At 36.7% G+C, this 20,466-nt stretch carries 20 protein-coding genes; 7 read left to right on the plus strand and 13 right to left on the minus strand.

The annotated features are described in order from the left end of the window. The 6 genes from G9H65_RS03835 to fucP are packed head-to-tail and all read right to left on the minus strand — an operon-like array spanning position 1 to position 5,682. On the minus strand, positions 1-849 hold the full coding sequence (locus G9H65_RS03835; RefSeq protein WP_166374028.1) for a fumarylacetoacetate hydrolase family protein: 849 nt from the start codon (positions 847-849) through the stop codon (positions 1-3). Between the two features lie 21 nt (positions 850-870). Beyond that, complete coding sequence (locus tag G9H65_RS03840; protein ID WP_166374029.1) at positions 871-1,548, minus strand: SGNH/GDSL hydrolase family protein; 678 nt, start codon at positions 1,546-1,548, stop codon at positions 871-873. An 8-nt stretch (positions 1,549-1,556) separates the two neighbouring features. Continuing rightward, entirely contained in the window at positions 1,557-2,324 is a 768-nt protein-coding gene (locus tag G9H65_RS03845) for an SDR family NAD(P)-dependent oxidoreductase (RefSeq protein WP_166374030.1), read from the minus strand. Between the two features lie 9 nt (positions 2,325-2,333). Next, positions 2,334-3,989 (minus strand): UxaA family hydrolase, encoded by a 1,656-nt coding sequence (locus G9H65_RS03850; RefSeq protein WP_166374031.1) that lies wholly within the window; start codon positions 3,987-3,989, stop codon positions 2,334-2,336. A gap of 15 nt (positions 3,990-4,004) precedes the next feature. Next, positions 4,005-4,334 (minus strand): L-rhamnose mutarotase, encoded by a 330-nt coding sequence (locus tag G9H65_RS03855; protein ID WP_166374032.1) that lies wholly within the window; start codon positions 4,332-4,334, stop codon positions 4,005-4,007. A gap of 4 nt (positions 4,335-4,338) precedes the next feature. Continuing rightward, positions 4,339-5,682 (minus strand): L-fucose:H+ symporter permease, encoded by a 1,344-nt coding sequence (gene fucP / locus G9H65_RS03860; RefSeq protein ID WP_166374033.1) that lies wholly within the window; start codon positions 5,680-5,682, stop codon positions 4,339-4,341. A 210-nt stretch (positions 5,683-5,892) separates the two neighbouring features. Here fucP and G9H65_RS03865 point away from each other — a divergent pair, with 210 nt between their 5' ends. Continuing rightward, positions 5,893-7,329 (plus strand): alpha-L-fucosidase, encoded by a 1,437-nt coding sequence (locus tag G9H65_RS03865; protein ID WP_166374034.1) that lies wholly within the window; start codon positions 5,893-5,895, stop codon positions 7,327-7,329. Here the strand turns inward: G9H65_RS03865 and G9H65_RS03870 are convergent. Genes G9H65_RS03870 through ligA form a run of 4 tightly spaced genes read right to left on the minus strand, consistent with a single transcriptional unit; the run spans position 7,295 to position 10,929 of the window. Beyond that, positions 7,295-7,744, minus strand: a complete 450-nt coding sequence (locus G9H65_RS03870; RefSeq protein ID WP_166374035.1) for a hypothetical protein — start codon at positions 7,742-7,744, stop codon at positions 7,295-7,297. The genes G9H65_RS03865 and G9H65_RS03870 overlap by 35 nt on opposite strands. Next, on the minus strand, positions 7,725-8,027 hold the full coding sequence (locus G9H65_RS03875) for a Dabb family protein (protein WP_166374036.1): 303 nt from the start codon (positions 8,025-8,027) through the stop codon (positions 7,725-7,727). The genes G9H65_RS03870 and G9H65_RS03875 overlap by 20 nt, the downstream gene beginning before the upstream one ends. Positions 8,028-8,031: 4 nt before the next feature. After that, the gene (dapA, locus tag G9H65_RS03880) at positions 8,032-8,925 is read right to left on the minus strand and encodes a 4-hydroxy-tetrahydrodipicolinate synthase (RefSeq protein WP_166374037.1); all 894 of its coding nucleotides are present in this window, start codon (positions 8,923-8,925) and stop codon (positions 8,032-8,034) included. Between the two features lie 3 nt (positions 8,926-8,928). Continuing rightward, the gene (ligA, locus tag G9H65_RS03885) at positions 8,929-10,929 is read right to left on the minus strand and encodes an NAD-dependent DNA ligase LigA (protein ID WP_166374038.1); all 2,001 of its coding nucleotides are present in this window, start codon (positions 10,927-10,929) and stop codon (positions 8,929-8,931) included. Between the two features lie 81 nt (positions 10,930-11,010). Between ligA and rpe the strand changes: the two genes are divergently transcribed. Genes rpe through G9H65_RS03910 form a run of 5 tightly spaced genes read left to right on the plus strand, consistent with a single transcriptional unit; the run spans position 11,011 to position 16,969 of the window. Next, positions 11,011-11,673: a ribulose-phosphate 3-epimerase gene (gene rpe / locus G9H65_RS03890; protein WP_166374039.1), complete on the plus strand. Its 663-nt coding sequence runs from the start codon at positions 11,011-11,013 to the stop codon at positions 11,671-11,673. 5 nt (positions 11,674-11,678) lie between these two features. Continuing rightward, positions 11,679-13,706: an OmpA family protein gene (locus G9H65_RS03895; RefSeq protein ID WP_166374040.1), complete on the plus strand. Its 2,028-nt coding sequence runs from the start codon at positions 11,679-11,681 to the stop codon at positions 13,704-13,706. Next, positions 13,706-14,830, plus strand: coding sequence for an acyltransferase family protein (locus G9H65_RS03900; RefSeq protein WP_166374041.1), 1,125 nt, complete (start codon positions 13,706-13,708; stop codon positions 14,828-14,830). The genes G9H65_RS03895 and G9H65_RS03900 overlap by 1 nt, the downstream gene beginning before the upstream one ends. 1 nt (position 14,831) lies before the next feature. Further along, entirely contained in the window at positions 14,832-15,581 is a 750-nt protein-coding gene (locus G9H65_RS03905) for a glycosyltransferase family 2 protein (protein WP_166374042.1), read from the plus strand. Next, a complete protein-coding gene (locus G9H65_RS03910; RefSeq protein ID WP_166374043.1) occupies positions 15,578-16,969 on the plus strand; it encodes a protoporphyrinogen/coproporphyrinogen oxidase in 1,392 nt (463 codons plus the stop codon). Before G9H65_RS03905 ends, G9H65_RS03910 begins: the two co-directional genes overlap by 4 nt. Positions 16,970-16,976: 7 nt before the next feature. On the opposite strand, the gene G9H65_RS03915 is transcribed toward G9H65_RS03910, so the two are convergent. Together G9H65_RS03915 and G9H65_RS03920 are read right to left on the minus strand one after the other, a co-directional pair. Beyond that, positions 16,977-17,549, minus strand: a complete 573-nt coding sequence (locus G9H65_RS03915) for a carboxymuconolactone decarboxylase family protein (RefSeq protein WP_166374044.1) — start codon at positions 17,547-17,549, stop codon at positions 16,977-16,979. A 46-nt stretch (positions 17,550-17,595) separates the two neighbouring features. Next, the gene (locus G9H65_RS03920) at positions 17,596-18,144 is read right to left on the minus strand and encodes a peroxiredoxin (RefSeq protein WP_166374045.1); all 549 of its coding nucleotides are present in this window, start codon (positions 18,142-18,144) and stop codon (positions 17,596-17,598) included. 101 nt (positions 18,145-18,245) lie between these two features. Between G9H65_RS03920 and G9H65_RS03925 the strand changes: the two genes are divergently transcribed. Next, on the plus strand, positions 18,246-19,166 hold the full coding sequence (locus tag G9H65_RS03925; protein ID WP_166374046.1) for a hydrogen peroxide-inducible genes activator: 921 nt from the start codon (positions 18,246-18,248) through the stop codon (positions 19,164-19,166). Here G9H65_RS03925 and G9H65_RS03930 read toward each other — a convergent pair. Continuing rightward, positions 19,153-20,466 (minus strand): MFS transporter, encoded by a 1,314-nt coding sequence (locus tag G9H65_RS03930; protein WP_205753239.1) that lies wholly within the window; start codon positions 20,464-20,466, stop codon positions 19,153-19,155. The two genes, G9H65_RS03925 and G9H65_RS03930, sit on opposite strands and share 14 nt — an antisense overlap.

A 20,466-nucleotide genomic window follows, 5' to 3' on the forward strand; every position in this document is an offset into this window, starting at 1 on the left:
CTAAACTGCGTAGGCAATGGCCTTTTGCTTTTGCTCTCCTAAACCGTCCATGCCTAAAGTCATGACATCTCCTGCTTTTAAAAACACAGGAGGATTTAAACCCAATCCTACTCCATGAGGTGTACCTGTTGAAATCACATCACCAGGCAATAATGTCATGAATTGAGAAATGTAAGAAACAATTTGAGCCACGTTAAAAATCAATTGCTTTGTGTTACTAGTTTGAAAACGCTTCCCATTAATATCCAACCACATATTTAGGTTGTGAACATCTTGAATTTCGTCTTTGGTAGCTAAAAATGGTCCTAAAGGGGCAAATGTATCACAACCTTTACCTTTGGACCAGTTTCCTCCTCGTTCTAACTGGAACTCTCTTTCAGAAATATCATTATGTAAGCAATAACCAGCGATATAATCGTATGCCTGCTCTTCACTAACATAAGAAGCTTTTTTACCGATTACGATCGCAAATTCTACTTCCCAATCCGTCTTAACTGAGTTTTTAGGAATAATGACATCATCATAAGGGCCACTTAAAGCTGATGTGCTTTTGAAGAACAAGATGGGTTCTGTAGGAATGGCCGCCCCTGTTTCTTTGGCATGGTCAGCATAATTTAATCCGACACAAATGATTTTGGATGGACGAGCCACGCAAGAACCAATTCTTTCTCGTTTACTAATCTCTTCTAATATTTCGTTTTTGACGATATCTGCTAATTTTTCAAGTCCTCCTTGCTCAAAAAACGCTTCATTAAAATCTTGAAAAAAGGCACTTACATCGAAGTATTTACCATCGATTAAAACGGCAGGTTTTTCGTTATTTAAGGCTCCTAAACGAACTAATTTCATGTGATGTATTGAATTTGGGTATTATTTGATGTCTTTTAAAACTGACCACATCGTTTCAGCAAGAAATTTATTTCCTGCTTCATTCAAATGTACACGGTCGCTGGTTAAAATACCAGATTCTTTATTTTCTGGATTATTGTTTTGCTCAAAGCTTAAAAAAGCTTTTCTCAAATCAATCAAGGCACAATTATTGTTTTTTGCAATTCGGCGTATGATTTCTGAATATCGATTTAAATCTCCGTCATTTTCATTGGTGGAATCAAAACGTTCGCCAATAAGGGTTGGTGTACAAATAACAACTTGACTACCAGCAGATTGTATTTTCTTAATTAACGCATTATAAAAACGCTCAAACTTGTCAGCATCAGTTCCTGTTCTAGAGGATGTTTTATGCCAAACATCGTTAATTCCGATGTAAATGACCGTGATGTTAGGTTTTTTGGCTAGTAAATCATCTTCATGACGAAGGTATAGATCATAAATTTTATTACCTCCTATACCCGCTCCTATTAATTCATATTTGTCCCCAATACCTTGCGCTGCCAACATGCCTTGCATTTGAGTAATATAGCCAGTTTTTGAAACCCCAGCTTGAGTAATGGAATCACCAAAGAATACTATCTTGATGGGGTTGGCAGGTGAAAAAGAGCTTAATGATGCCAATAATAAGGCAATGGATAATATCAATTTGCTTTTCATGGGATTAATTAATTGTTTAAGTAGGTAAAACCTCCGTCGATAGGATAATCACAACCTGTAATAAATGATGCTTCATCGGAACATAAATATAAAGCTAAATACGCAATTTCTTCTGGCTGAGCCATCCGTCCAATGGGTTGTGTGGCTGATAATTTGGCAAACATTTCTTCTTTTTTGTCTGGATAATTTTTGGCGATAAATCCATCGACGAATGGAGTATGAACTCTTCCAGGAGAAATGCAATTGCAGCGAATACCTTGCTGTACATAGTCTTTGGCTACGGATTGAGTCATGGAGCGAATGGCACCTTTGGTCATGGAATATCCGAAACGGTCGGGAATACCTACAGAAGCCGCCACCGATGCCATATTCACAATAACCCCTTTCGAATGCTGTAACATGCCTGGAATAAAGGCCTGCATACAATGAAATGCACCTTTTACATTGACATCAAAAATGGCCTGAAAACCCTCAGAGCTAGTATTTTCAATATTCCCAATTTGAGCTATTCCAGCATTATTGATTAAAATATCGATGTTCCCTATTTCAGAAGCCAGTTTATTCACGGCATCTAGCTGGGTAATGTTAATGATATGAAGTTGAGATTTAGATGAAATTTGTTTTAATTCTCTTTCCGTTTCACGGGAAGAAGCATTTTCTAAATCTATCAAATGAACCTCAGCGCCCTGTTTGGCGAATAGTAATGATATGGCTTTTCCAATTCCGGATCCACCACCTGTAATGACAGCTTTCTTATTTTTTAATGAAAATAACATAGGACAAAATTATAAAGATACTCCCCTTCTCCAGAACATGAAATCATCTTGACCAAGCTCCATGGCTTTGGTATTGATTTCCCCTGAAGCTAAACGAATCACATAATCTAATATTTCTTCACCCATTTCTTCGACGGTTTTTTCACCTGAAATAATGGGACCACAATCAATATCAATGATTTCTGGTAGTTTTTCTGCTAAACGTGTATTGGTAGATAATTTGACCATAGGACTGATCGGATTTCCAGTAGGTGTTCCTAAACCCGTAGTAAACAGTTGAACGGTAGCACCTGCACCAGCCATACCCGTAGTAGCAAGCACATCATTTCCAGGAGTACAAACTAAATTTAAGCCATTTTTTTTCGCATATTGACCATATCCCAAAGCATCTACAATGGGTGACGTTCCAGCTTTTTTAGCAGCACCAGCAGATTTAATGGCATCAGTAATCAATCCATCTTTGATATTGCCTGGTGAAGGATTCATGTCAAATCCTGCTCCTACAGCCTCAGCTCTTCTAGCGTATTCACGCATCAATTTGCCAAAATTATCCGCTACTGTAGAATTGATAGACCTATTTTGTAATTCTTGTTCTACACCGCATAATTCTGGAAATTCCGCGATCATCACTGTACCACCTAAGGCAACCAATAAATCTGCGGTATGTCCAATGGCAGGATTAGCAGAAATCCCAGAGAATCCGTCTGAGCCACCACATTTAACTCCTAAACGTAATTTAGAAAGTGGAGTATCTGTTCTACTAATTTTATTGATTTCAACAAGCCCTTGGAAAGTTTTTAAAATGACTTCACTTAATAAATTTTCAACTCCACTACCTTCATCTTGTTGTTGCTCAAAGAAATGAATGGGTTTAGAAAAATCAGGATCTATGGCTTTTAAACTATTTTTAAAAGTCTCAATTTGAGAATGTTGGCAGCCTAAACTTAAAACAGAAATCCCCCCAACATTTGGATTGGCACAATAACCAGCCAATAAGGCACATAGCATGTCTGAGTCGTCTTTACTTTCTCCACATCCACTTTCATGACGTAAAAACTTGATACCATCTACATTGGGAAATGAGTCCGATTTTTGTAATAATTCACCTTTAAAAGTACCTTTTATTTCATTGGTTTTTAATTCTTTACCATTTTCCAATTGCTTTTTCAATTCAATTACTTGGTCCGTAAATGGGTCATTTTTTTGAAATCCCAAACCTTTGATAAAGGCATTTTTAAGTAATTCAATATTTCGATTTTCACAAAATACCAAAGGAATAACGAGCCAATAATTTTGGGTACCGACTTGACCATCAGGTCTTTGATAGCCTTTGAAAGTAGTATTTTTCCAACGGTCTACATTCGGAACTTCCCAGGTATATTCTTTTTGCTTACCCAAAAAATCTTGAGAAGCATGGTGTAAATTAAAGGTATGAATTAAGCCGCCTTTGGGAATATCTTGTGTAGCTACACCTACTAAAACACCGTACATCGTAGCCTTTTCCCCTTTGGGAATATCGACGGTACTAAATTTGTGTTTTGCAGCAATATCGTCCTTTAAAGTAATTTCTTGTCCTTGATGTTGTATAAGAGTACCAGCTTTTAAATCTTTTAGGGCAACGAGCAAATTATCTATGGGGTGTATTTGTAAGTAAGAACGGGACATTAAAATAGTTTTATATTATAGTTTAAAGATTTGTTTAGTTAATACCCACTTTACGCCTTCTGAAGTACCGGGTATCACTTGCTGAAATTGACTCATGAGTTGTTCCCATGCTTGAACCTGTTCATTTGAGGAATCAAGCTTACTTTTTTCCTCAAAACTGAAACTGTCATGAGCGACAATTTCCATGACTAGTCGGTTTTCAAAGCGAAAAATTTCCATGGATTCAATTCCAGATGCGCGAATGCTCTCCGCGATTTCGGCGGGGATGTTTTGATGATAGTTTTCATAGGTTTGAATAAGTTTAGATTCATTTTTCAAGTCCAGCATTAGCATAAATCGTTGCATAATTCTAGACTTTTTGGATTTTAAATCCTTGGTACGCGTAATATACAATAAACACAAAGCAAACTAAAGGTATACTCAATGCCAATGATGGTCCTATTTTAAATAGGTAAGCCGTAAATGGTGGAATAATAGCCCCACCTACAATGGACATGATAATTAACGATGAAGCTAATTTTGAACCTTCTCCCAAATCTTTACATGCCAGTGCAAAGATAGTAGGAAACATAATGGATTGGAAAAAATATACCATCATTAATGCAATAACTGCTAAGATTCCTCCTCCTAACATAGCAATGATGATGGAAAGCACCGAACCTATGGCATAAATTCCCAGTACACGGTTGGATTCATATTTACCCATAAAATAGGTCCCAATGAATCGACCTACCATAAATAAAATAAAGGCAAAGGAGGCATGAAAACTAGCAATTTGCGTAGCAGTCATCGTTTCCGTTGTCTGATAAATTTTCTCCACAATCCATAAATTCGAATCCCGAGCAAAATCTAATTTAAAATCAACAAAATTTCCCCAAAGCGAAACTTGTGCTCCAATATTACAAAATTGGGCAATGACGCCTAATCGTAAATGTTTGTTTTTTAGTAGACTTGCTATGCTTATCTTATTACCACTTGATTTACTTTCACCCACTGCTTTGACCTCTGGCATTTTAGTAATGGCGAATAAGATAGCTACAAAGGCCACGACTAATCCAATGATTAAATAAGGACCTTGAACAGATTCTGCTTGACTAATGCGTATCGCTTCGGCTTCAGCGCTTGGTAAGGCCTGAATCATATCACGCGAATATTCCCGATCCGAAAAAATGAAAATTCCACCGATCACGGGACCTAATATCGTACTAACTCCATTGAATGATTGTGCTAAATTAAGGCGAAAATCTCCTTTCTTGGGGTCACCAAGCACGGTTACGTACAAATTAGCTGCAGTTTCAAGGAAGGCTATTCCACTAGCTATCAAAAATAATGCCCCTAAGAAAAAACTGTATTGTCTTACTGCAGCAGCAGGATAAAATAAAAATGCTCCAGCTGAGTAAAGGATGAGGCCCATTAAAATGCCCATTTTGTATCCTGATTTTCGCATCACTATTCCCGCAGGAATTGCCATAACAAAATAGCCCATATAAAAGGCTGTCTCAACAATATTAGCTTGCCATCTTTGTAAATCTAAAGCAATTTGAAATTGCTTAACTAAAGTGCCATTCAAGCTATTGGCTAAGCCCCAAAGAAAAAATAAGCTGGTAACTAAGATAAAAGGAAGTAAATAATTAGTATTGTCTTTATTTTGACTTAGTTCTAATTGTTCTTCAGAGTTTATGGGTAAGGCCATGTAGTGACTTTTAGTTAAAAGAGTTTAGCAGCTTTAATTTACCTGCTTTTTTTTATTAATTTTAGTTTTATACTAATTATTCTTATGTTAAATGTTCAAATAGTTCAATCAAAAATCAAAAACCCTTGAAAAGTGGTTTTCTCAAAATGGATTTTATCTGGTAACATATCTACTTGTAAATTAAATATTCCCATCATTAAAAATACATTCATGCGTTTTATTCTACTTTCCACGCTTATTTTGGGCCTAAGCTTTGTAACATTCGCTCAACAAATTAGTCCTATAGCCCCCTTACCTACCAAGAAACAGATTCAATGGCAAGCTTTGGAATATTATGGCTTTGTTCATTTTAATATGAATACGTTTACGAATGTAGAATGGGGTGAAGGAAAGGAATCACCATCGAATTTTAATCCTAGTGCCTTAGATTGTCGTCATTGGGCCAGAATAGCCAAAGCTTCCGGTATGAAAGGCTTGATTTTAACGGCCAAACACCACGATGGATTTGCATTGTATCCTTCTAAATTCACCACACATTCTGTCGCAAAATCCCCTTGGAAAAATGGTCAAGGTGATGTTGTGAAAGAATTGGCACAAGCCTGTAAAGAATATGGTTTAAAATTAGGTATTTATCTTTCTCCTTGGGATCGTTTTCATCCAGCTTATGGGACCGATGCATACAACAAGATATATGCTGAAATGCAAAAAGAATTATTGACCCAATATGGTCCTATTTTTGAATTTTGGTACGATGGAGCTAATGGAGAAGGCCCCAATGGAAAGAAGCAAGTGTACGATTGGCCCTTATTTCATGCTATGGTTAATAAATATCAACCCAACGCTGTGCAGTTTTCTGATAATGGACCCGATATCCGCTGGGTAGGTAATGAAAGAGGTTACAATTACGAAACTTCTTGGAGCCCTATCAATCGAGAAGAAATTTATCCTGGATATCCTAAATTTGATGCCTATAAAAATGGACAAGAAAACGGAACACATTGGGTGGCCCCCGAAGTCGATGTGTCCATTCGTCCAGGTTGGTATTATCACCCCAAAGAGGATAATCGGGTAAAAAGCCCCGACTCTCTTATGAAGATTTATGTGGCTTCTGTGGGTCGTAACGCTAATTTACTTCTCAATATTCCCGTGGATACCCGCGGATTGATACATCCCAATGATTCAGCTTCTATGATGGGATTTGCGGATTTGAGAAAGAAAAGCTTGATTAATTTGTTGAATCCTAATTCCACTAAGATTCAAGTGAGTACCACGCATAATTCAACTTATCTATTTAAGAATTTATTGGATACAAATCCAGCTAGCGCTTGGGCTCCTAACCTTCGTGATACACAACCTAGCATTCAAATGAAATTGTCCAACCCAGTACTCTCAAATACCTTGATGCTTCAAGAACCCATTGCTTTAGGGCAAAGGATCAAATCTTTTACCGTTGAAATAGAATCGGAGAACGGAGAAAAATGGCAAATTAAAGCCAAAACTATTGGAAATAAACGGATGCTTACCTTCCCAGAAAGAAAGGTAAAGCATATTCGCATTATGTTAGATGAGTATCGAGCCCAACCCTTGATTTCAAATTTGGCTCTTTATCGAATTATTTCAACACGTAACGAATCGCTTTTCCACTAAATGTATAGCCATTGGCGTATTGGGTGCTATAAACTTGATATTTAACGTCCATCAAGGCACTAGCGCCCATTTCTGTGGCTTTTTCTACCAATTGACTCAAGATTTCTTGTTTCTTGGTTTGATGATTTCCTCGGTTGAGCATCTTTCCATTGACAGTTTGATTGTTTTCCAATGGAACTTCTCCAGAAATGCTGATACTTTCAATGACCTCGTAGGATTGCTTCGGACTTTCATTGAAATAAAATACATCTATGGCATATTTCACAGGAATCTCAAATCCTAAACCATCGTGCCTATCCACGCCTCCATCCTTAAAATTGGGAGAATAATAGGTTGAAGGTTTCACGTTTTTAGAACATGAAGCCAACAATAACAAACATCCGAAACTTAGTACTTTAAATGCTTTCTGAGTCATAAATTAATACTCTGTCCCAATATTGGGCACAGTTTTTGATGAATTCTAAATGTATAGGAGCTGTTTGATAATAATCATGTCCAGCTTCATCCACAAAAGTGGTTAATAAACAATAATCATAAGAACGATCTATGACAGGTCGATCAGTATTAGCGGGTTTACCTACATTGAAATCTTTCACTGTTTCAACCTTTCCTAAGGATAATACTCCTGCTTCAAATTGTTGAATTTCTTCTTCACTTAGGCCTTTCTTTAACCAAAAATTTACGATGTGAACAAACATAATATTAATTAGATAAGTTTTCTTGTTGAATAATACGGTTCAATTTTAGCCCCAATTCCTCAGATGCTTCGGCTAATGGCATTCTTACTTGAGCTTGAATCATCCCTTTTAAGGCTAAAATCTTCTTCACCCCCACCGGATTTCCTTCTTCGTACAAATAAGGATCTATAGCTAAGAAACTTCCCAATGATTTTCTAGCTTCTGTAAAATCTCCTGCTAATGCAGCATGAATCATTTGCGAGAACTGATGAGGAAATGCGTTGGCAATCACTGACATAACTCCTACTCCACCCACTGAAATAATAGGTACGGCTTGAACATCATCTCCTGAAATCAACAGGAAATCAGCTGGTTTATGCGCCGCAATCTCCATGCATTGTTCTATCACACAAGAAGCCTCTTTTACGCCAATAATATTAGGATGTTCGGCCAATGTTAAAATTGTTTCAGGAGATAAATTAATACCTGTTCTTCCTGGGATATTGTACAAAATAACAGGAACTGGACTCGCATCTGCTACTGCACGGTAATGTTGAATAACTCCACGGGCACTAGGTTTATTATAATAGGGACAAACCGAAAGTATGGCATCAATACCATCAAAGGAGGTTTGCTTGATTTGAGCCATTAAATTTTCAGTATGGTTTCCACCTAAACCATATACGATGGGTAAATTTTTAGTATTAGCTTCCTGAACGGTGGCAATGATTTTCTTCTTTTCATCAGCACTTGTAGTCACTGATTCTCCCGTGGTCCCTTGAACCACTAAATAATCGACGCCACCGCTTGTCACGTACTGAATAAGGTTTTCTAAGGCCTTCCAATCAATCGTTCGATCGGAAAGCATAGGTGTAATCAGGGCTGGTGCTACCCCGTGAAATTTAGGTAAAGTATGCATGAGCTAGTGTAGGAGAGCTAAAAACTCATCCTCTGTGATAATTTTTATGGATAATGAATTTGCCTTTTCTAATTTGGCAGGCCCCATATTTTCACCAGCTACTAAATAATCTAGTTTAGATGAAATACTGGATACAACCTTACCTCCATTGGCAATAATTTTGTCTTTTAATTCTTCTCTTTCGAAGTTTTTAAACACGCCCGAAATTACAAAACTTTTTCCGACCAAGGCTTCTCCCTCTAAAACTATTTCTTGAATTTCTTCGGATAACTGAACTCCAGCCTTCCTTAAACGTTCAATTTGCTCAATATTATCTGAATCTGTTACATATTCTTTCAAGCTATGTGCAATTCTTTCACCAATTTCAGGTACAGCTATTAATTCCTCCAATGTTGCCATGGATAAGTTGTCCATGGAATGAAATTGTAAGACCAATTTTTCTGCAATCGTGGCCCCCACATGGCGAATTCCTAATCCAAAGAGTACTTGCCTAAATGGTATAGTTTTTGATTTTTCAATGGAAGTTAAAATGTTGGAAATGGATTTGCTTTGAAATCCTTCTAATCCTTCAAAATGACTTGCTTGTAAATCGTATAGGTCTGCTAGGTAATGAATGATGCCTTTTTCTACCAATAAGTCGATGGTCTCTACTCCTAAGTTTTCAATATTGAGCGCTTTTCGCTGTATGAAATGCTCTATTTTTCCCTTAATCTGTGGCGGACAATGTTTATCATTCAAACAATAGTGGTTGGCCTCCCCTTCTTGACGGACCAAAATTGTCTCACAGGCTGGGCATTCAACAGGGAATAGAAATTTAGGTGAATCGCCTTTTCGTTTTGCTAGATTTACCGAAGTGATTTTGGGAATGATTTCACCTCCTTTTTCAATAAATACTGTGTCATTTTCTCTTAGGTCCAATCGCTCCATTTCATTGGCATTGTGCACAGAGGCTCGTTTGATGACTGTTCCAGCTAAATAGACAGGTTTCAGATTAGCCACAGGTGTTACATTCCCTGTTCTTCCTACTTGATAACTGATACTTTCAATCTTCGTTTCAGCGATTTCTGAAGGATATTTATAGGCAATGGCCCATCGAGGTGATTTAGCCGTAAATCCTAGTCGTTCCTGTTGAGCATAATCATTGATTTTAATAACAATACCATCCGTATTTAATGGTAATTCATGTCTTTTATCTTGCCAATCATGGATGTAAGCTAATACATCCTCCACATTTTGACATTTTTTCCAAGTGGGAGATACAGGAAATTTAGCCAAATTTAAGGCCTCTAAACTTTCTTCATGTGTTTGAAATGGATTCTCATTGCCTACCATAGCATAGATATAGCATGCCATATTTCTCCGAGCTACTTCAGCGGAATCTTGCATTTTAAAAGTACCTGATGCCGCGTTTCTAGGATTGGCTAAGGGTGCTTCTCCCCGACTAATCTTTTGTTCATTGATAGCTTCAAATGACGACAAAGGCATATAACCCTCTCCTCTTAGTTCAAATTCCCTTGGAAAGATGCTGGAATTTAGTCGAAGAGGTAAACCTTTAATTGTTTTTACGTTATTCGTAATATCATCCCCTCTTGATCCATCACCACGGGTTACGCCTTTGATAAGTTTACCATTTTCATACCAAAATGATAAGGCTACTCCATCAAATTTGAGTTCACAGATGTATTCATAGTTTTCACCATCCAATGCTTTGGCAACTCGTTCATCAAAATCTCTTAGGTCTTGTTCGTTATATGTATTTCCCAAAGAAAGCATGGGAAAACGATGGGTGACACTTTTAAATTGTTTGGTAATGGTTCCTCCTACACGTTGAGTAGGACTATCAGCCAAGGCGAAAAGCGGATTTTCGGCTTCTAATTTTTGTAATTCAGCCAACAATGCATCAAATTCCTGATCAGAAATAAGGCTTTCATGTTGCTGATAGTAAGCTTCATTGTATTGATTAATTTGATGGATTAATTCTTCCATCCGCAATTTCACATCCATGTATCAATTTTTAACTTCCTAAAGTTAAATGGAATGCACTAAGAAATAAACCTTAGCCAATAATTTTCATACCTTTGCAAGATGGAAAGTTTAATCATCGCCCCTTCAATTTTAGCTGCTAATTTTGCAGAACTTGGTTCAGAAATCGATATGTTGAATGCCTCTCAAGCTGAGTGGATTCATGTGGATGTTATGGATGGAATGTTTGTACCCAATATTTCTTTTGGATTTCCCGTTTTAGAAGCAGTAAATAAACGAGCGACGAAAGTGTTGGATGTACATTTGATGATTGAAAAGCCAGAAAGATATTTGGAAGCTTTTGCCAAGGCTGGTGCACAGGTTTTGACAGTACATTATGAAACATGTCCGCATTTGCACCGCACAATACAGCAAATTAAAGACTTAGGTTGTTTAGCGGGTGTAGCTTTAAATCCTTCCACTCCTGTTCATGTTGTAGAAGAAGTTCTTGCAGATGTAGATTTGGTTTTAATCATGTCAGTGAATCCTGGTTTTGGAGGACAAAAATTTATTCCAAACGCCATTAAAAAAACGAAAGAATTGGCTGAATTAGCTGCCTCCAAAGGTTTGACCAAACTTAAAATAGAAATAGATGGTGGTGTTTCTACTGCCAATGCATTAGATTTAATCGAAGCAGGTGCCAATGTTTTAGTGGCAGGTAATTTTGTTTTTTCTTCATCAAATCCGATTGAAACTATTGCCAACTTGGTGAAACTAGGTAACTAACATTCATGAATTTGAAAATCCGCTTCATTTTTGGAATTTTCTATTGTCTGCTTGTTTTTAGCTTGCCTGCACAGCGTGTTCGCTGGGCTAATAAAGTCATTTCTGTTTCAAGTGAATATGCTGATCCATTATTAGGTTTGGAGTTTAGGTCCTTACATATCCTAGGTAAACCCAGTAAATACCCAACATTTAGTAACAGTCCAAGTGCCTGGCAGTCCCTAACTCCTGACAACCCAGCCGGAGAATATATAATTGTTTCATTTGATAGTTTATCTAAGGTAAAGCAAGTAGCTATTTTTGAAAATTTTGGAGCAGGATCCATTGTGCGGGTAGATGGATTAGATGAAAACAATAAATTGATCTTGTTAAAGGAGTTTAATCCTGGATATGCTCAAAAATCAGCTCAAGTAACTAGCATCAATTTACCTACTGCAACGGTCCCATTACGCGCCATTAAAATATCGATGAATTCCGAAAGGATAAAAGGTTATTCTCAAATTGATGCCATTGGAATATCGGATTCAGATGTTCCTATTGAAGAAAGTTTGAAATTGAACAAAGATGCCAATGCCTATTCTTTTAAAGAGAATTTAGGAAAAGAAATCAATTCTCCATACAATGAAATTTGCCCTGTGATTAGTCCAGATGGTAAAAAACTTTATTTTACCCGTTGGAAACATCCATCTAATATGGGGAAAAATAAGAACCAAGATATCTGGGTGTCTAATTGGCAAGCAGATACTAAATCTTGGGCCAAAGCTGAATTGTTTCCTGAACCCATTAATAATGATGAAAACAATGCGGTTTGTGGCATCTCTCCTAATGGCAAAACCATGCTATTGAATAATGTGTATAGAAATGACGGACAAATGGAAAAAGGCGTTTCGATGTCCTTTTTGCTTCGTACGGGTGACTGGAGTTTCCCCAAAGCATTGAAAATATTGAATTTTAAAAATAAATCAGAATTCTCTGAGTATTCCTTAGCTCCCAATGGAAAGATTCTAGTGATGACTACCGAGATGAAAGATTCTTTTGGTGGCAAAGATATTTATGTCTCTTTTTGGAAAAATGATGATAGCTGGACCGAACCTAGGAACATAGGACAAATTGTCAATACTGGTGAATCAGAATCGACTCCTTTTATTGCTCCCGATGGAGTGACGATGTATTTCTCATCCAGTGGACATGTGGGATATGGAAACAATGATATCTTTTTAACCCGTCGCCTAGACGATACTTGGCTGAATTGGTCTGAACCTGAAAACTTAGGTCCAATTGTCAATACAGCTCAATGGGATGGCTATTTTTCTGTAGCTGCTCAAGGTGACTATGCCTATTTCAGTTCTGTAGAGAACTCTTTGGGTGCCGAAGATATTTATCGAATTAAAATACCAGAAAAAGCAAAGCCATTGACATTGATTCAGATGGCTGGGCAAGTACTGAATCAAGATTCTCAAGAAACGGTTGCAGCTAAGATTTTAGTTAAATCAGTGGCAGGCACTGATTCTCTTTGGGTAGACTATGATCCCTATTTAGGCGATTATAGTTTCATGTGGCCTGCCAAAAAGGCATTTACCATGCAAGTAGTTAAAGATGGCTACATCTGTCGGGTAGAAAAATTTGATTATACTTCCGAACGAAATTATAAAAATGTTCAAAGGAACCTTTTGATAATTCCTATTCAATTGAATAAGCAATATCAAATTCCTAATATTAACTTTGATCAAAGTAAAGCAGAATTAAACCCAAGTTCGTATGAAGAATTAGATAAAATTGTCAAAATTCTTCAAGACAATACAAATTTTAAAATACTGTTGGAAGGACATACAGACAACCAAGGCGACTGGAATGAAAATATGAAACTTTCGCAAGAAAGGGTTGAAAATGTTAAAATATACATCGTTTCTAAGGGGATTAGTGCGAATCGAGTTCGCGTTAAAGGATGGGGTGGAACCAAACCAATGGCCAGTAACATGAGTGAAGAAAGAAGAAAATTAAACCGAAGAGTGGAGTTTACCCTTCAAGGAGATTAATGACCGATAAACACGCAGTATATTTCACGCAATTAAATGGTATTCGCTTTTTGGCGGTATTTTTGGTTTTATTGGATCACTGGTTGGTGCCAAGCATCCCCTTTCCATTAGGACATTTAGGAGTGGTTATATTTTTTGTACTGAGTGGTTTTTTAATTACTCGTATATTATTTCAAAGTGCTGATGATGTGGCCGATAGAGGTCATTCTCCTTGGAATAAAATCAAAACCTTCATTTTGCGCAGATCCTTGCGGATTTTCCCCATTTACTTTCTTATTTTATTAATTGGTGGATATTTACGTATAGAACCGTTTTCCCAAGTTTGGAAATGGTTAGTCTTTTATATGCCGGATTTTTACATCATGATACATCGGCAATGGATAGGTGTATGGGACCATCTTTGGTCATTGGCTGTAGAAGAACAATACTATTTAATATTTCCCTATTTTATCCTGTTTTTACCAAGAAAATACTTTGGTCAATTATTCCCTTGGATGATAGCCTTAGGTTTTTGTTCTCGTTTGTTTTTTTATTTATTGGCCAGCCATAGCTTTAAAGAGTCATCTTGGATGTGGTCCTATGTTAATCCTTTCAGTGCTGTCGATAGTTTTGGTTTAGGTGGTTTACTCGCCTATTTCTATCATTATCATCGATCAACATTCCAGCGAATCAGTGAAATCAAGTTTATATTACCTCTTACGCTTGCTTCTTTTTTCTTAGTACTTTGGTTTTCCCACTTAGCAGAATATACGTATGATAATGTGTGGTTTATCGTCATAGAGCGCTCTGCAGCAGCTATTTTTTCCTTCTTTTTAATTGCAGAAGCGGTAGCTGAAAGGCAACATCTTTTTGGTCGCTTTTTGTCCCTTACTTGGGTAGATTACATGGGTAAGATATCTTATGGTTTATATTTGTACCATAATTTTATTTATAATTATTACCATCAAGAAGGAAATACTTTATGGTGGGCTATTTCTAAATATATGCCCCTATTTCAAACAAATTTCCTTAATTTTATATGGTCAAAATTTTTCGTCAACCTAATTTTATTACTATTTGTTGCCAGTGTTTCTTGGTTTGTTATTGAGAAGCCAATAAATAGTTTCAAGGATAAATTAAAATAATATGAGTTTGGAATTAGTAGTAGTAATACCTGCTTACAATGAAGAGGAATGTATTCAGCAAGTGGTAGCGCATTGGATCAATGGAATTTCTACCTACGTGAGTCCAGATAAATTCAAATTACTCATCATAAATGATGGTTCGAGAGATCGTACTGGAGCTATTTTAGATGAAATTTCTGGAATTTATCCTAATTTGATTGCTAAGCATCAATTAAACGGTGGACATGGCAATGCGGTGGTTAATGGATACAGAATGGCTGTTGAAATGAACCCAACCTATGTTTTTCAAACCGACTCAGATGATCAGTTTGACGTAAAGGATTTTGGTAATTTCTGGGAAAAAAGAAATCAATCTGAATTTATTTTAGGATACCGCAAGGTAAGACATGATGATCCATTCCGCTTGGTGATTACCCGAATATTGAAATTCTCATTATTGTTCATTTATGGCACGTATATAGATGATGCCAATATTCCTTTCCGTTTATTCAAAACAAGTTTCCTAAAGAAACTGTTACATGCATTACCAGCACAGACACCTTTTGCTCCTAATATCTTTTTAGCTGTTTTGGCGAAAAAATCGGGTCAAAATTTATTTAATATTCCTGTTCTGCATAAAGAAAGAGAAACTGGAGAAGTGTCAATACGTCATTTTAAATTGCTTCAAGTTTGTTGGCAAAGTTTCAAAGAATTAGTTGCCTTTAGAGTTCATTTAAACAGTTTAGTTAAAGAAATTACCCAAGGAAAATGAAATATAAATATGTTATCCTAGGTGGAGGACCCACTGGTCTAGGTGCAGCTTATCGTTTAAAAGAGTTAGGAATCACTGATTTTATCGTTCTAGAAAAGGAAAACTTCGTAGGAGGTCTAGCGACCAGTTTTCTAGATGAAGAAGGTTTCACTTGGGATGTAGGAGGCCACGTTCAATTTTCTCATTATCAGTATTTTGATGATTTGATGAAATTGGCTTTGGGTGAAGAAGGTTGGTATACGCATCAACGAGAGTCTTGGGTTTGGATTAGAGATCGTTTTGTTCCTTATCCTTTCCAAAATAATTTAGGGTATTTACCTAAGGAAGAGCAATGGCAATGTTTGCAGGGTCTTATTGAATTATATAAAAAAGGTCCATCTACTAAATTAGCCAATTTTAGAGAATGGATTTTAAATACTTGTGGACAAGGAATTGCCGATGTATTTATGTTTCCATATAATTTCAAAGTGTGGGCTTACCCTCCTGAAATGATGAACGCCAATTGGGTGGGTGAACGCGTGGCGGTGAGTGATTTAGGAAGAATTGTGGAGAATATTATTTTTGACAAAGATGATCTTTCATGGGGACCTAATAATCTATTTCAATTTCCTAAATCTGGCGGTACAGGATCTATTTGGAAAGCGGTAGGTCAATTGATTGGTGAACCTTATTTTCGATTAAATTCTACTGTAAAGTCGGTCAACTTAAATCAACATCAAATTACCTTAGAAGATGGTACTAAGATAGAATACGAACATGTTATGAGTACGATTCCTTTGGATATATTCACACAAAAATGTGAGGATTTACCTTTGGAAGTGACTCAAACTGCTCAAGGTCTGAAACACAGTAGCACGCACGTGATTGGTATTGGATTGAAAGGTAAACCAGTAGAACAATTAGCTAAGAAATGTTGGATGTATTTCCCTGAGGATAATAGTCCGTATTACCGTGTTACCGTATTTTCTAATTACAGTCCAGATAACGTACCTGATCCTGCTAATCAATGGTCATTAATGGCAGAGGTCAGCGAGTCTGATATGAAGCCAGTGAATCGAGCCAGCTTGGTAGAAGATACAATCAAAGCGATGTTAGAGGATGGATTGATTGAATCAGAGGAGCAGGTAATTTCCAAATTTTATTTTTCTACGGCCTATGGATACCCAACTCCATCCCTTGAACGCGATGGTATATTAAAACAAGTATTACCTGTTTTAGAAAATAAGGATGTGTATAGTCGCGGAAGATTTGGTGCTTGGAAATATGAAGTGTCAAATCAAGATCACTCCATGATGCAAGGAGTAGAATGGGCCAATCGCATGGTACATCAAGTACCAGAATTGACCCTTCCATTCCCGAACACGGCTAATGCGATGTGGGGTAAATAATTTTACCCTACAATAAAACGATTAAGCTTTTGAAAATCGCGGTTAGGCGAATGGCATCCATGATGCGGGCTTCAGTAGCGCCGTGATTAATAACAGATTGTTCGTGCGATTTTACACACATTTCACAGCCATTGATGGCAGAAACGGTTAAACTCGCTAGTTCAAAGAATTCTTTTCCTAATACAGGGTTCATCATGATGGACATTCTGATTCCTGCTGGAGCAGTATTGTAAAAATCTTTACCTACAAAATGCTTAAAACGATAAAATACGTTGTTGGCATTTAGTAAAGAAGTTAAAGCATGAATCTCATTGATTTCCGCTTCAGTAGCTCCTTTAGATTTGGCTAATTCAGTCAATGAATTAATGGTGATTTCATGCTTTTGGTTGACAGAGACAGCTAATGCCAATAATAGGGCTTCTTTTTCTGTCAAGGTAGCATACTTTAATGCATTGGAAACGTTGATCTTTAAATCCTTGATATAACGATTATCCGTGGCATCCAATTGGTCCAAAAGTGGAAAATGACTAGTGGCAGGTAAATTAATTTCGGCTAATAGATTATCTCTAGTTTCACTCATGATCTTGTTGTTAAAAAGCCCCAAATGAATGGGGCTTTAGTTGATATTATAAGGTTGCTTCTCCTGCTTTCCAGTTGCATGGACAAAGCTCGTCAGTTTGCAATGCATCTAAGACACGTAATACCTCATCTACGTTACGTCCTACTGATAAATCATTGGCAGAAACCCAACGAATGATACCATCTTGATCTGCAATGTAAGTAACACGGTAAGCTACTTTCTCATCTTCAGTTAAAATACCTAATTCTTCGGCTAAACTTTTTGAAGTATCAGCTAACATAGGGAATTTTAATCCACGTAAATCATCGTGATCTCTTCTCCAAGCCGCGTGAACGAATTCTGAATCAGTAGATGCTCCAATTAAAACCGCGTCACGGTCAGAAAAATCACCAGCACGACGATTGAATTCTGCAATCTCCGTTGGACAAACAAAAGTGAAATCTTTTGGCCACCAGAACATCACCATCCATTTACCATCTTTTTTATGATCTTCTGCGGTGATTGTAGCAAACTCCTTATCTTTTTCTAATGACACTACTGCTTTTTTCTCAAATGCAGGAAACTTACTTCCCAATCCTAACATGTGTGTAGACATAATATATATTGTTTCGTTTAAATGTTACACAAATTTCGATAAGTAAATCCTATCAAGCAAATCTATATTTACTATATTTGTATAGTTTTAAACTATATCACATGACAATCACTCAGTTAGAATACATTGTGGCATTAGATGATCTAAAAAGTTTTTCAAAAGCGGCAGATTTTTGTTGCGTTACCCAACCTAGCCTTAGTATGCAGATTCAAAAGCTTGAATCAGAGTTAAATATTGTTTTATTTAATCGAAAAGATAAACCATTAAAAGCTACATTACAGGGAGAGGAGATTATCCGACAAGCGAGAGTAATTTTAAAAGAAACAGCTACTTTAAAGGATCTATCCAAAGGTTGGAGTAATCAAGTTTCAGGGAATGTGCGTATTGGTGTTATTCCTACTATTGCCCCCTATTTAATGCCACGTTTTTTATCCGGATTTCAACAAAAATTCCCTGAATTGCATATCAATATTTCGGAAACCACGACTTCGAATATTGTGAAGGAAATCAAAGAAGGTAAATTGGATATTGGAATTTTAGTAACTCCTTTGGGAGATCAATTGATTGAAAAGCATTTGTATTACGAAGAACTATACCTTTATTCCAATCTTCGATTAGCTAGTGGTAAGATATGTCAACTAGTGGAGCCGGAGAATTTATGGTTATTAGAAGAAGGGCATTGTTTAAGTAGTCAAATTAATTCCATATGTAATCTTAAATCGGGACAAACTTTAAGCTCGCGAATAACTTATCAAACAGGAAGCTTGGAAACCATTGTTCGTATTGCGGAAGATGCTGGTGGGCAGACAATTATACCCGAAATGTTGTATGATTTATTAGATTCGAATAAACAGGATCACGTCTTCCCTTTACCATTTCCCAAACCTGTCCGAGAGGTTTCTTTGGTTTATTCTCCTAGTTATGCAAGAAAAGGCATTATAAAAGCATTACATGAGGAAATTTTATCAGTAATTCCTGAATCTTGGCGTGAATTAAATGAACGAAATATTATTCCGATCTAAGTTCCGCGGGGTTAATTTTATGAAGTCTTGCCATGTAAATCAAACTTAACACAAATACTAAGGCTAGTACCAAAATCCCTAAACGCATATTCCCCGTTAACTGAATTAAAAGTCCAAATATAAATGTTCCTACAACCGTAGAAGCCCGATCACAAACATCAAAAAAACTGAAGTATGAAGCTGTATCATGCTCATTTTCAGGGCATAATTTAGCATAGGTTGCTCTGGAGTTCGACTGAATTCCGCCCATGACAAAGCCTATGGCAGTGGCTAATAAATAGAAATGAAAAGTTTCACGTACAAAATAGGCAGAACAGCAAACCAAGATCCAAAATACAATAATGACGCGAATGGCATTTACATTGCCTATTTTTTTGGATAAATGAGCACAAACATAAGCCCCAGGAATAGCGACTAACTGAATAAGTAGAATGGTAATAATGAGTGATTCAGAAGGCAAATGTAATTCTTGACTACCAAAAAGAGCTCCCAAGAGCATAACCGTCTGTGAGCCCATATTGTATAGGAAAAAACCCAACAAAAAGTTCTTTATCGAAGGAATGTGAGTGATTTCATGAAATACCTTTTTTAATTCTTTAAACCCACCTAACCACCACCTTGGATGATCTTTTTCTTTTTGCACGGATTTTGGTAGATAATAAAAAGGTATTTGGGCGAAAATAAACCACCAAACCCCAACCGTTAAAAAAGAAATTCTAGATGCCATTTCTACCGATATTCCACCGTATAAATCGGGCATTAGAATCATACTTAAATTCTGTAATAAAAGGATAACACTTCCAATGTATCCCAAAGAAAAACCTTTGGCACTTAATTGATCATAGCGGTCGGGACTGGCTATTTCAGGTAAAAAGGAATTATAAAAAACGAGGCTTCCTCCCCATCCAATGATGGAAAATAAAAATCCCAAGGAACCAATGATGTATTGTCCTTTGGTAAATAAGTACAAAAGCATACAGCTAAATGCGCCTAAATAACAAAAAAAGCGCATAAAGTTTTTTTTGCTCCCTGTATAATCAGCTATTCCTGATAAAAAGGGCATGAATACGGCAAGTATCAAATAGGCAAAAGAAATGATGTAAGAATAGACAACAGTATTTTGGAGAGAAAATCCCGCAATTTCTATTAATTCAGGATGTTTACTTCCCATGACAATTGCCGCCACGGGGAAATAAATGGGAAAGATGGCTGAAACAATGGTTAATGAATGCACTGAATTAGCCCAATCATAAAATGCCCAAGCATTCATGGTTTTTTTATTATTCAGCGATTGTTCCAT

The sequence above is a fragment of the Aquirufa ecclesiirivi genome (genome assembly GCF_011250515.1).
Classification (GTDB): domain Bacteria; phylum Bacteroidota; class Bacteroidia; order Cytophagales; family Spirosomataceae; genus Aquirufa; species Aquirufa ecclesiirivi.